This is a genomic window from Cupriavidus nantongensis (assembly GCF_041726985.1).
Taxonomy (GTDB): domain Bacteria; phylum Pseudomonadota; class Gammaproteobacteria; order Burkholderiales; family Burkholderiaceae; genus Cupriavidus; species Cupriavidus nantongensis_A.
In genome coordinates, this window is the sequence record NZ_CP168302.1 from 1,375,849 (window position 1) to 1,388,827 (window position 12,979).

At 70.0% G+C, this 12,979-nt stretch carries 9 protein-coding genes; 8 read left to right on the top strand and 1 reads right to left on the bottom strand.

What is annotated here, in order from left to right; translation table 11 throughout:
* The first annotated feature begins 82 nt into the window (after nucleotides 1-82).
* From ACEI37_RS05965 to ACEI37_RS05990, 6 genes are all read left to right on the top strand, one after another.
* On the top strand, nucleotides 83-334 hold the full coding sequence (locus ACEI37_RS05965) for an acyl carrier protein (RefSeq protein WP_373375866.1): 252 nt from the start codon (nucleotides 83-85) through the stop codon (nucleotides 332-334).
* Nucleotides 331-1,536: an acyl-CoA dehydrogenase family protein gene (locus ACEI37_RS05970; RefSeq protein WP_373375867.1), complete on the top strand. Its 1,206-nt coding sequence runs from the start codon at nucleotides 331-333 to the stop codon at nucleotides 1,534-1,536. Before ACEI37_RS05965 ends, ACEI37_RS05970 begins: the two co-directional genes overlap by 4 nt.
* Before the next feature lie 10 nt (nucleotides 1,537-1,546).
* Nucleotides 1,547-2,548, top strand: coding sequence for an amino acid--[acyl-carrier-protein] ligase (locus ACEI37_RS05975; protein WP_373375868.1), 1,002 nt, complete (start codon nucleotides 1,547-1,549; stop codon nucleotides 2,546-2,548).
* Entirely contained in the window at nucleotides 2,549-3,529 is a 981-nt protein-coding gene (locus ACEI37_RS05980; protein ID WP_111520823.1) for a DUF1839 family protein, read from the top strand. It abuts the gene before it with no gap.
* Nucleotides 3,526-6,189 carry a glycoside hydrolase family 2 protein gene (locus ACEI37_RS05985; protein ID WP_373375869.1) on the top strand — a complete coding sequence of 888 codons (2,664 nt, stop codon included), beginning with the start codon at nucleotides 3,526-3,528 and terminating at the stop codon, nucleotides 6,187-6,189. The genes ACEI37_RS05980 and ACEI37_RS05985 overlap by 4 nt, the downstream gene beginning before the upstream one ends.
* A gap of 434 nt (nucleotides 6,190-6,623) precedes the next feature.
* Nucleotides 6,624-7,346 (top strand): Crp/Fnr family transcriptional regulator, encoded by a 723-nt coding sequence (locus ACEI37_RS05990; RefSeq protein WP_012354880.1) that lies wholly within the window; start codon nucleotides 6,624-6,626, stop codon nucleotides 7,344-7,346.
* A 67-nt stretch (nucleotides 7,347-7,413) separates the two neighbouring features.
* Here ACEI37_RS05990 and ACEI37_RS05995 read toward each other — a convergent pair whose 3' ends face one another.
* Complete coding sequence (locus ACEI37_RS05995; RefSeq protein WP_373375870.1) at nucleotides 7,414-8,466, bottom strand: DUF1839 family protein; 1,053 nt, start codon at nucleotides 8,464-8,466, stop codon at nucleotides 7,414-7,416.
* A 422-nt stretch (nucleotides 8,467-8,888) separates the two neighbouring features.
* Here ACEI37_RS05995 and ACEI37_RS06000 point away from each other — a divergent pair, with 422 nt between their 5' ends.
* Together ACEI37_RS06000 and ACEI37_RS06005 are read left to right on the top strand one after the other, a co-directional pair.
* The gene (locus tag ACEI37_RS06000) at nucleotides 8,889-10,463 is read left to right on the top strand and encodes a mannose-1-phosphate guanylyltransferase/mannose-6-phosphate isomerase (RefSeq protein WP_373375871.1); all 1,575 of its coding nucleotides are present in this window, start codon (nucleotides 8,889-8,891) and stop codon (nucleotides 10,461-10,463) included.
* 112 nt (nucleotides 10,464-10,575) lie between these two features.
* Entirely contained in the window at nucleotides 10,576-12,918 is a 2,343-nt protein-coding gene (locus ACEI37_RS06005; RefSeq protein ID WP_373377721.1) for a polysaccharide biosynthesis tyrosine autokinase, read from the top strand.
* Nucleotides 12,919-12,979 lie beyond the last annotated feature (61 nt).

The following is a 12,979-nucleotide window of genomic DNA, read 5'->3' on the forward strand; positions in this document are numbered from 1 at the left end:
CACGGATTGGTGCGCAAACGTACCGAAGCCGCAGCCGGTTAAGCGTGCAATAGGCCGCACTCATAAAAACCGGAGGTGTTCCATGAAAGCAACCATCCGCAGCATCCTGGGCGAAGTTGCCCGGCTCGAGGTGCCGCTCGCCGACCTGGCCGACAGCGATGACCTGTATGCCGCCGGCCTGTCGTCGCTGGCCACCGTGCACGTGATGCTCGCGCTCGAGAACGCTTTCGACATCGAAATCCCGGACCAGATGCTGACGCGCCAGCTGTTCCGCAGCATCGATTCCCTGGCCGCCGCGGTCGAGCAGATCCGGCAGCAGCAGGAGGCGGCATGACCCCCGTGGCCACGGTGGCACTGGCGCATTCCAGCGTGGGCACGGGCGCCGTGCGCGCCCGCGCCGAGGCGCTGTTAGCCGCCGCCCAGGCCGCTGCCGCGGTCGCGCAGGCCCACGCCGACGCCGTCGACCGCGACGCGCGCTTTCCGCAGGAAGCCTTCGACAGCCTGCGCGAGCACGGCCTGATCGGCGCCATGGTGCCGGCCGCTCAGGGCGGTGCCGGCGCTTCGCTGGCGACGGTGGCGGCGATCTGCCGCGTGCTCGGCGCGGCGTGCGCGTCGACCGGGATGATCTACGCCATGCACCAGATCCAGGTGGCCTGCGTGCTCGAACACGGCACCGCCAGCCCCTGGCACCAGGGCCTGCTCGCGCGCATTGCCGCCGAGCAGCTGCTGCTGGCTTCGGCCACGTCCGAGGAGGCCATCGGCGGCGCGCTGCGCAGCAGCGGCTGCGCGCTCAACGTCGACGGCGAGCGCTTCCACCTGCTCAAGATGGCGCCGACGATTTCGTATGGCGCGCATGCCGACGGCATCCTGATCACGTCGCGCCGCCATGCCGACGCCGGGCCATCGGACCAGGTGCTGGTGTGTGCGCTGAAGCCGGACTACACGCTGCAAAGCCTGAACGCGTGGGACACGCTGGGCATGCGCGGCACCTGCAGCAACGGCTTCCGGCTCGAGGCCACGGGCGCGCTGGCGCAGGTGCTGCCGGTGCCCTTCGGGGAGATCGCCGACGCTACCATGACGCCGGTGTCGCACATCCTGTGGAGTGCGCTGTGGCTCGGCATCTGCAGCGATGCGGTGGCGCGCGCCAAGACCTACTTCCAGGGGCAGGCGCGCGCGCGGTCCGGCGCGCTGCCGCCGTCGGCGGCGCGTGTAGCCGAAGCGGTCAGTTTGCTGCAGCTGATCGAGGGGCGGCTGGAACTGGCGCTGGAACAACAGCGCCGGCGCCATGCCGAGCCGCCGGTGGCAAGCGCGTTCGCACTGGCCGCGGGCATGAACGGGCTCAAGACCGCGGTGTCCGCGCTGGCGCTGGAGGCGGTGCAGCAGGCCATGCTGGTGTGCGGCATGGCGGGCTACAAGCACGGCACGCCGTTCAGCCTGGGCCGCCATTTGCGCGATCTGTGGTCGGCGCCGCTGATGATCAACAACGATCGCATCCTGACCAACACGGCCAATCTGTTGCTGGCCGATCGTTCCTGAGGGAGATCGCATGGACCTCCATACCCTGACCGACGGCACCGCCCAGGGTGGCGCCGCGGCCGAGCCCGGCGCCGCCACGCGGGGCGGCAAGCCGGCGCCGCACGTATCCGGCCCCACGTTCCTCGAGCAGCTGGTGGCCGAGGGCCTGATGATCCCGACCGGCGTGCCTGGCCTGTATGGTCGCAACACCACCTTCGAATCGATCTGCGAAGGCATGAACAACGTCATGACGCACCTGGGCCAGGGCCTTGGCGCGGAAACGCTGCACTTCCCGCCGGCCATGGGCCAGGCCGATTTCGAGACCAGCGGCTACATGAAGAGCTTTCCGCAGCTGGCGGGTACCGTCCACAGCTTCTGCGGCGACGACAAGGGCCACCGCCGCCTGCTGGCGCGGCTGGAGGACAAGGACGACTGGACCGACCAGCAGCAGCCGACCGGCGTGGTGCTGACCCCGGCGGCGTGCTATCCGGTCTACCCGGTGATCGCGCGGCGCGGCCCGCTGCCCGAGGACGGCAAGGTGGTAGATGTGATGTCGTACTGCTTCCGCCATGAGTCCTCGCTCGAGCCGACCCGCATGCAGCTGTTCCGTCAGCGCGAGTATGTCTGCCTGGGAACCCCGCAGCGCATTGCCGCGTTCCGCGAGCAGTGGCTCGAGCGCGTGCCCGAGCTGGCCACGGCGCTGCAGCTGCCGGTGGAGATCGATGTCGCCAACGATCCGTTCTTCGGGCGCGGCGGCAAGCTCGTTGCCGAAAGTCAGCGCGAGCTCAGGCTCAAGTTCGAGCTGCTGATCCCCATCAACGACGGCGCGCCGCCCTCGGCGTGCATGAGCTTCAACTACCACATGGACCACTTCGGCCACATGTGGAACCTGCGCAGCGCGGACGGCGCCACTGCGCACACGGGCTGTGTCGGCATCGGCGTCGAGCGCATGGCGCTGGCGCTGCTGCGTCACCACGGGCTGGATCCGGCACGCTGGCCCCAAACCGTCCGCGACACGCTGTGGGGGGGGTAAATGTACGGCGACGGCAGGGCCAGGGTTCGCGCAGGCCGCTCCACCTGGCATGGCGGCAATCCGGTCTGGTCCCATGCGAACCAGCAGATCGACCTGTGGGTCGAGCTGCTGCAGGGCTGGGACCTCGAACCCATTGCCGCGCTGCCGTTCACCGTGGCGCAGGACTTCGAGGGCGACCAGTTCACGCTCTCGGCTTTCCCCGCCAATGACCTTGAACGCCTGTACGGCATCGTCACGCACGAGCTGTCGATGTACGACCGGCTCGAGGCGCATGTGGCCACCCAGACCGCGCGCGGCAACGTGGTGCTGCTCGAAGTCGACAGCTACCAGCTGCCGCAGCCGGCCGGCACCTATCGCCGCCAGCATATGCGCTCGTGCATCGGCATCGATGTGCTGGTGCCCGAGGCCGCCGCCGTCGGTTATTTCCATGGCGACGGCTACCACACCGCGAGCGGCGAGGACTATGCCGCCATCTTCCGCCCGGCGACCGTGGGCTACGGCGAGGTGGCGGCGTTTCCGCATGCATCGGTGGCGCGGCGGCGCTTTGCCGCGCTGACCGATGCCGCGCTGATGCGGACCTCGCTGGAACTGCTGCGCCATCACCTGTCGCGCCGGCCGCAGCACAACCCGATCAGCGTGTTCCGCATGGCATTCCCGGGCCATCTCGAACACCTGATGGCGCGCGGCGAGCCCAACTTCCAGGTCTATGCGGCCAGCGTGCTGCGCCAGCTCGGCGTCAATTTCGAGCTGCTCGGCCGCTACCTGCGCTGGCTGGTGCTGCACGGGCACTCGCTGCCCGATTGCATCGGCGAGGCCTGCTACACCATGGCCTCCGAAGCCATGGTGATGCAGTTCCGGCTGATGCGCGCGGTGATCAGCCGCAAGTCCGATCCCTGCCAGGACTGCCTGGACCAGCTCGAACAGGCCTACCAGGGCACGGTGCCGGCGCTGGCCTCGCACTTCGGCGCGAGCGTGGCATGAGCGCGCGCGACCCGGCGGCACTGGTGCCAGGCCAGTCCGCGGGAACGACCAGCGCCACCACCGCCGCCACATCCGCTGCAACCGCCCCGACCGCCTCCAACGCCTCCAACGCCTCCAACGCCTCCAACGCCTCCACCGACCTGGCGCTTGCCCCCGGCGTGGCCGTGGGCCCGTGCGCCCTCGCCGGCGAATGGTGCTGGCTGGAAACGCTCGCGGGCGCGGCACAGGCGCCGGCCGGCCTGTCACCCGATGCGCCATGGCTGCCCGCGCCCGTGCCCGGCACCGTGGCCGCGGCCCTGCGCGCGGCGGGCCGATGGGACGACAGCGCGCCGCCGCCGCTGCACCGGCATGACTACTGGTACCGCGTGCGCTTTGCCGGCAGCGGCGCGCGCACGCTGCGCTGCAATGGCCTGGCGACGCTGGCCGAGGTGTGGCTCAACGGGGTGCTGGTGCTGACCACGCGCCATATGTTTGCCGCCCACCAGGTGTCGGTGCAGCTGGCCGGCGACAACACGCTGCACCTGTGCTTCCGCGCCTTGCATCCGTGGCTGCGCACGCAGCGCGGCCAGGTCCGCTGGAAGCCGCGCATGATCGTGCCGCCGACGCTGCGAGCGGTCCGCACCACGCTGCTGGGCCATATGCCGGGCTGGTGTCCGCCGGTCCACGCGGTCGGGCCGTGGCGCAGCATCGAGCTGCTCGATCCGGCCAGCGCCGATCCGCTGCACGGCGTGCGCGCCGAGGCCAGCACGCAACTGGACGGCACCGACGGCATCATCGCGCTGACGCTGCATTTCCCGGGGCCCGCGCCGGCGCAGGCGCGCTGGCTGGCAGCGCATGGCGACAATGAAACGTGGGGCAGCCTGGCGCGGACGTCGGAGCATGTTCTGGCCGGCACGCTGCGCGTGCCGCACGCGCGCCTGTGGTGGCCGCATACGCATGGCGAGCCCGCGCTGTACCGGGTCGAGGCCCGCCTCGGCACGCGCGTGCTGCAATGCGCGCTAGTGGGCTTTCGCACCGTCGAGGAAGACTGCGACGGCGAGCCCGGCGCCTTTGCGCTGCGCGTCAACGGCGAGCGCATCTTCTGCCGCGGCGCCTGCGTGTCCAGCCATGACCTGCCCGGACTGGCCGACAGCGACGAGGCCGTGGGCCGCTGGCTGAGACTGGCGCGCGACGCGGGCATGAACATGGTGCGGGTCAGCGGCGTCACCTGCTACCCCGGCGAGGCCTTCTATCGCGCCTGCGACGCGCTGGGCCTGCTGGTGTGGCAGGACTTCATGTTCGCCAATTTCGACTACGGCGCGGACCTGCAGGCATCGCGCGGCCTGATGGACGATGCCGCGCGCGAAGTCGGCCAGTGGCTGCAATCGACGCGCGCGCATCCGGCCATCGCGGTGCTGTGCGGCGGCAGCGAAGCCGAGCAGCAGGCGGCCATGCTGGGCACGCCGCGCGGCGACTGGCGCCAGCCGCTGTTCGACGAGCTGATTCCCGGCCTGGTGGCGCGGCACCGTGCCGACGTGGTCTATGTGCGCAACTCGCCCAGCGCAGGCGCGTGGCCGTTCCAGCCCGACACCGGCGTCACCCATTACTACGGCGTGGGCGCCTACCAGCGCTCGCTGGCGGATGCGCGCCTGGCCAACGTGCGCTTTGCTGCCGAATGCCTGGCCTTTGCCAACGTGCCGTGCGCGCGCACGCTGCGCGAACACGGCCTGACCCAGCCGCTGCACGATCCGCGCTGGAAGGCACGGGTGCCGCGCGATGCCGGCGCGGCATGGGATTTCGAGGATATCCGCGACTTCTACCTGCGCGCGCTGTACCAGGTCGATCCGCCGCGCCTGCGCTATGAACGCCCGGCGCGCTACCTGGCGCTGTCGCGCGCGGTGGTGGCCGAGCTCATGGCCGAGGTTTTCAGCGAGTGGCGCCGCGTGGGTTCGACCTGCGCCGGCGGGCTGGTGTGGCAGTTGCAGGACCTGCTGCCCGGCGCCGGCTGGGGCATCGTCGACGCGTGCGGGCGCCCCAAGTCGCCCTGGCATGCCTTGCGCACGGTGTGGCAGCCGCTGCAGGTGCTGCTGACCGACGAGGGCCTGAACGGCCTGCACGTGCATGTCATCAATGAAACCGCGCAGCCGCGCACGGTGCGCCTGACGCTGCGCTGCCTGCGCGACGGCGAGGCGGTGGCGGCGCAGGCGCAACAGGTGCTGACGCTGCGGCCGCGCGAGTCGTGCCGGATTGCCGCCGCGGCGATGCTCGACCGGTTCTTCGATTTCACCTACGCCTATCGCTTCGGGCCGCCTGCCCACGACGTGGTGCTGGCCACGCTGGCCGATGACGACAGCGCCGGCACGCCGCTGAGCCAAGCGGTCTATTTGCCTGACCGCAGCGCCGCCGCGCTGGCGGCGCCCGAGCTGCATGGCAGCGTCGAATGCGTGCAGGGCCAGTGGTGGCTGCAGGTCGGCACCCGCCGCTTTGCGCGCTGGGTGCATATCGAGGATCACGCCTTCCTGCCTGAGCAAGACTGGTTCCACCTGGGCCCCGGTGAAACGCGGCGCATCCGCCTGATGCATGAGAGCGGCCCGGCCGCGCCGGCCGGCGCCATCCCTTCGGGCGAGATCTACGCCATCAACGCCGACCGGCCCGCCAGCTACGACGCACCGGCCGCATAGGGCATACAGGCCCCGCCAGCCGCCCCCGCCGGGCGGTTCCTCCGTTGACAAGACTAGGCTGGCAGTGTGTCGTCGCACGGCCGATGCCGACATGCCGGCGCCCCGGTACTTGCATTCGCCGCCAGCCGCTGGCGCCACGTTGGCCTGCTACCAACCAACCAAAGGATGAACGAGTACCAACCGTCTGCCTACTGTCGCTTCAGTGCGCCATAGCACTTAATACAGTCAAACGACGCAGCAGGCACACAGCGCACCGCAGGGCTTGCGCGTCGGGACGGGAAGCGGATCGCGGCCGTCATCAGTCAGTCATACGCGGTGTCAACAAGTCGGTAAGCATCAGTCACGGGTGGAGCGGTACAGCCGGGCTTTGCACCACGCAGCCAGTGCGCGAGCGGCGGCCCAGTGCCGGTCCCGGGTCAACGGGGAGAATCAGCATGATCACGCAACGGTCGGACCTGCATGTCAATCATCTGCTCAATGCCCTGCCGCGGCAGGAATGGGAAACGCTGTCGCGCCACTTTGAACTGGTCCGGCTGCGTGCCGGCGAACTGCTGACTGACACCAGCCAGCGCATCGTCCATGTGTATTTCCCGACCACGTCGGTGGTGTCGCTGCTGTCGCTGCTCGAGGACGGCGCCACGGTCGAGTTTGCCGCGGTCGGCAATGAAGGCCTGGTCGGCATTCCGGTGGTGACGGGCGGCGATACCATGCCCAGCCGCGTCGAAGTGCGCAGCCCGGGCTTCGCCTACCGCATTCCCGCGCGCGCGCTGCGCGCCGAGCTGTCCTATCTGCCGACCCTGCAGCGGGTCACGTTGCTGTACGTGCAGGCGGTGCTGACGCAGATCGCGCAGACCGCGGCATGCAACCGCCACCACTCGCTGAACAAGCAACTGTGCCGCTGGCTGCTGCTGGCGCGCGACCGCATGAACTCCAACGAGCTGGTCATCACCCAGCAGGTCATCGCCAACATGCTGGGCGTGCGCCGCGAAGGCGTTACCGAAGCCGCCGGCAAGCTGGAAAACCTGGGGCTGATCCACCACAGCCGCGGCCATATCACCATCCTCGATCATTGCGGGCTCGAGAAGCATTCCTGCGAATGCTACAAGCTGGTCAAGCGCGAGTACGACCGCCTGCTGCCCGCGCTGGCCCACGCCTGAAGCGCCACGGGCGCGCGGCACGGCAGCGGCCGTGCGCCCGCTTTGCCAGCGGCGCTTGCCGTTGGCGTCAGGCGCAGGCCGGCTGTGCGGGATCGGCGGCGCCGAATGACGACAGCAGGCCGGCGATGACCGTTTCATAAGCGGACTCCATGGTGTCCAGGCACTCGCTGCAGCGGTCCGGACGGCCACGTGCCATGGCCCGGGCCAGGCGGAACTGCAGCACCTTGCTTTCCGCAGCGATGCTGTTGGCCGCCCGTGCGACGTGCGCGGGCACATCGTAACCATGCTCGCCGAACCAAGCGAGGCAGTGATGCAGCATCTCGAAGTTCGCCCCCAACTGGCGCGGCAGGTTGAAGCCGTAGTGGTGGAAGTAGGCCTCGCCGCGCGCCAGGATCACCGCGACGTGCTGGTCGAAGTCGGCGCGCCAGCGCGTGACCGGGTTCAGCGCGGGGCGGCGGCCCAGGTGATGGCGCATCAGCGCCGCGGCGGCATCGGCCGCGTGCGCGCCCCGCAGCGGCGCGCGCATGCGCTTGGCGCATTCGGCGTACGGGAACAGGATGTTGCCGTCGCGCAGCTCGGGCGCCAGGCGCAGCAGGCCGCGGTAGTCGTCATCCGCGGCGGTGTGGTAGCCGAGGCTGTGGTAGTAGCACAGCCGCTGCGCCGCGGGGTCGATCACGTCGATGGCGATGGTGGTTTTCACATGCGCCTCGCGGTAAGCGGTGGCGCGCGTGTCGGGCAGGTAGAAGCTGTCCATCTCGACCAGCACGGTATGGCCGCGCCCGATCTGTTCGACCAGGTGGGCCTGCAGCGTGTCGTAGAGCGCCATCTCCTGCACCACCGTGCCGTACATCAGCTCGATGTCCGCCGGCGGGTACTTGAAGAAGGTGAAATGGTCCCCTTCGTAGTCCTGCGCCACGGTGAACGCCAGCGCCGCGCGCGGGTCGAGCCCCCAGCCATACAGCAGCTCGATCCACAGGTCCATGTAGCAATTGGTCTCCTGCCAGACCGAGGCTTCATCGTGCAGCCAGCGCTGCACCGGCCTGGCCACGTGGCACGGCAGCTGGCGCGTGTAGTGGTAGCCGCCGCGGTCGGTGGCCGTGGTTGCCGTGGTCGCTGCCATTGGCGCGATCGTCGCCGTGGTTGCCGTGGTTGCCGTCGTTGCCACCGCCCGCTCCATGTCGTTCCTTCGCAGTGCGCGCATGCCGCCGGGCCGCGATCGCAGGCGCTGCGCCTGCACGGCCCACTGTATTGCAACGCCGACGGCCGTGGCTATCGGTGCGTTCTCCAACAGAGCGCGTGCGATCGCAGGCCACTGCGGCACGCGTGCGCGCGGTCTGCCGCGGCGGCGCAAGTAGCGTGTGCGGAATCGAACAGATTGCGCCAGGAGGCCTGCCTAGACTGGCTGGCATCCCCGTCATGGCGGTCAGGGACCGCTGCCGGGCGTACCCGTTTCTGCGAGACCGTCGCCGTGGTTGCGCAGGACCGGGCCTCACGCGCGGGAAGCGCGGGACGCTTGGAACAGCCGACACGCCAGGAGGCATGATGCGAATTCGGACCCGGGAAGAGAACCAGACGCCGCCGCCGGTCAACGGCGAAATCCATGCAGCGCTGCAAGGGCTGGGCGACAGGGCGGCGCATGGCGCCGCGTTGCCGGTGGTGCAGCCCGTGATCCTCGCCGGCGGCGCCGGTACGCGCTTGTGGCCGCTGTCGCGCGAGCAGTTCCCCAAGCAGCTGCTGAACCTGATTGCCGAAGACACGCTGCTGGAAGCCACCGCCAACCGCCTCGCCGGCGTGGCGGCGCTGGCGGGCCGCCCCGACGGCATGGAAGCGGCGCAGATCGTGGTCTGCGGTGAAGAGCACCGCTTCATGATCACTGACATGATGAAGCGCGCCGGCAAGCCGGCGCGCGTGCTGTCCGAGCCGTGCGGGCGCAATACCGCGCCGGCGCTGACCGTGGCCGCGCTGCATGCGCTCGCGGCCGCGGGCGAGGGCGGCGATGCGGTGCTGGTGGTAACGCCGGCCGACCACAGCGTGGCCGACGTCGCGTCGTTCCGCGAGGCCATCGCCACCGCGATCCAGCATGCGGACCACGGTGCCATCGTCACGCTGGGCGTGAAGCCGGTGGCGCCCGAGACCGGCTTCGGCTACATCCGCGCGGCCGGCGGCGCCGACCAGGGCGCCTTCATGCTGGACCGCTTCGTCGAGAAGCCGCACCTGGAGCTGGCCAAGCACTATGTCGAGTCGGGCGAATTCTGGTGGAACAGCGGCATCTTCGTGGTGCGCGCCTCGGTGTGGCTGCGCGCGGTGGCCGAGCTGCAGCCCGAGATGGCGCGTCAATGCCGCGCCGCCTATGCGGCGAGCGAACACGCCGCGTGCGCAGGCGAAGTGCTGTGCCTGGGCAAGGAAGCCTTCCACGCGTGCCCGTCGGACTCGATCGACTACGCCGTGATGGAGAAGCTCGAGACCCTGCCGGATATCGCCGGCATGCTGGTGCCGCTGGACGCAGGCTGGTCCGACGTGGGCTCGTGGGCGGCGATCTGGGATATCGCGCCCAAGGACGCCAGCGGCAATGCCGGGCGCGGGCGCGTGCTGTTCGACGGCGCCAGCTCGTGCCTGGCGCATTCCGAAGGCCGCCTGATCGCGTGCGTCGGGGTGCAGGACGTGGTGGTGGTGGAAACCGCCGATGCGGTGCTGGTGGTGGACAAGGCCCACGTGCAGGACGTGAAGAACATCGTCCAGCGTATCCGCTCCGAGCATGGCAATGAAGTGGTGAACCATCGCAAGGTGCGCCGGCCCTGGGGCTGCTATGACTCGATCGACCGCGGCGACCGCTTCCAGGTCAAGCGCATCGTGGTCGAGCCCGGCGCCAGTCTGTCGCTGCAGATGCACTACCACCGCGCCGAGCACTGGGTGGTGGTGCGTGGCACCGCGCGCGTGACCTGCGGCGACAACATCAGCATTCTTTCGGAAAACCAGTCGACCTATATCCCCATCGGCACGCTGCACCGGCTCGAGAACCCGGGCAAGACGCCGCTGGAGATCATCGAGGTGCAGTCGGGCGCCTACCTGGGCGAGGACGACATCGTGAGGTTCGAAGACAACTACGGGCGCAAGTAAAGGGGTCGGCGGCCAGTGCATGCGCCCGGGTGCCGGCAGGCGCGCGGGCACGCACCGGCGGCTGCGTGATTGGCGTGAGGCAGCGTTTGGCGGGAGAGATGTCGTGAGCAGAATGTCATTTGCCGGAGCCGTTCCGGTACCCGACCAGGTGTCGCCGCGCAGCGGCGCGAACGCGCGCGTGCTGCTGGACCACGCAGGCTGGATCCTTGCCGCCGGGCTGACCGGGGCGGCCCTTGCCTGGCTGGCGTGGCTGTCCACCCCTGACCTGTATCGCGCCAAGTCGCTGGTGCAGCTGCAGACCCGCGACGCCGCCGGCCGCACGGCCACGCCGCAGCTCGACCTGGGCATGCTGAAGAGCCGCGCCGTGGTCGGCCCGGTGGTCGAGCGCCTGCACCTGGATATCGAGATCCAGCCGCTGCGCGCGCCGCTGCTGGGCAGCCTGGTCAACCACTTCGCCGAGCCCGGCAAGCTGCGCGGGCCGTGGCCGGCGGAGCTGGGCTATGCGTGGGGCGGCGAGCGCGTGGCGGTGGAGCGCCTGAACGTGCCGGCGCGCCTGCTCAACGTGCCGCTGACGCTGGAGATCCTGCCCGACAACGGCTTCCGGCTGAGCGGGCCGGAGGCGCAGGTCGAGGGCCGCGCCGGCCAGGTGGCCGAGGCCGGTGGCATCTCGATGCTGGTGGGGCGGATCGAGGCGCGCCCGGGCACGCGCTTCCTGGTCACGCGGCGCGACCTGACGCTGACCGTCGATGCCGTCACGCGCGAGCTGCGCGTCGACAGCGAATCGAGCGACGCCACCACGCTGCGCATCAGCTGGCAGAGCCGCGACCCGGCCACCGCGGCGGCGCTGGTCAACGGCATTGCCGATTCCTATATCAAGGGCCAGGCCGAGCAGCGCCAGGACGACACCGCCGCGACGCTGGCCTTCCTGTCGGGCGAACTGCCGCGCGTGAAAGCCGAACTGGAGCGCGCCGAGAGCGCGCTGACGCGCTACCGCTCGCGCTCGGGCTCGCTGGCGCCGAGCCAGGATGTGCAGTCCTACCTGAACGGCAGCATGGAGTACCAGCGCCAGATCGCGCTGCTGCGGCTGGAGCGCACCAAGCTGCTGCAGCGCTTCACCACCGAAGCCAACGAGGTCCGCACCGTCGACAGCCAGATCCAGCAGCTCACGCGCGAGCGCCAGGAGATGGACGCGCGCATGCAGAACCTGTCGGCGTCGGAGCGTGAATCCGTGGCGCTGACGCGCGACGTCAAGGTGGCCGAGGACATGTACATGACGCTGCGCAACAAGGTCGAGCAGCTGTCGCTGGCGCAGCTCGACCGCACCGGGCAGGTGCGCATCGTCGATAACGCGCTTACGCCCACCGTGCCGGTCGGCATGGGGCCGTGGACGCCGGCTGCGGGTGGCGGCGTGCTGGGCATGTTGCTGGCCGCCGGGGCGCTGACGCTGCGCCAGCGCGTGCGGCCCACCGTGGCCACCGCCAACGACGCCGAGGACAAGCTCGGCATCACCATGCTGGGCGACATTGCCTTCAGCCGCGAACAGGCCGCGCTCGAGCGCATGGTCTCGGCCAAGGCCCTGCTTGGCCTGGCCGCGGGCTATGCCGCGCCGCCGTCGGCGCGCCTGGAGCGGCCGCGGCCGTCGAGCGCGGTGATCGACGTGTCCGCGCTGGAAGATGATGACAGCGCCGAGCGGATGCTGCGGCTGGGCCTGCACGACCAGTTCCTGCTGGCGCGCAACGCGCCGCACTCTCTGGCGGTGGAAGGGCTGCGCAATATCCGCGCCGCGGTGCATTTCGCGCTGCGCAGCGCGCCCGACCATGTCATCGCCGTTACCAGTCCGGCCCCCGGCGCGGGCAAGACCTTTGCGTCGGTGAACCTGGCCGTGCTGTTCGCCGAAGCCGGCCAGCGCGTGCTGCTGATCGACGCCGACCTGCGCCGCGGCCGCGTGGCGAGCTGGTTCGACCAGCCCGCCGAATCCGGCCTGGCCGAACTGCTGACGGGGCACGTGCCGCTGTCCGCCGCGGTGCGGCCCACGGTGGTCAACGGCCTGTCGATCCTGCCGGCGGGTTTGCCGCCGCCGAATCCCTCCGAACTGCTGATGCGCCCGGGCATGGCCGAAGCGCTGCGCCAGTGCGCCGCCCGCTTCGACCTGGTGCTGATCGACACGCCGCCGGTGCTGGCGGTGGCCGATGCCAGCCTGGTCGCGAACCTGGCCGGTTCGACCCTGGTGGTGCTGCGTGCCGACGCGACGCTGCCTGGCCAGGTCGATGAAACGCTCAAACGCCTGCAACGGGCCGATGCGCGCCTGCTGGGCGGCGTCCTCAACTGTGTGATCGCCAAGCGCAGCAACCGGGCCGAGTTCAACAGCGTCAATCCATACCTTGGCATGCCGGCGACCGCGCCGATCTCGCGCCGGATCGGGCAGGCGCTGCACCGCGAAGAGAAAAAAGAATAAGGGGGCGCGGAAGCGGGTAGCGCAGCTGCGCGTACCCGTTTCTGCGTGCAAATGCGGGTCT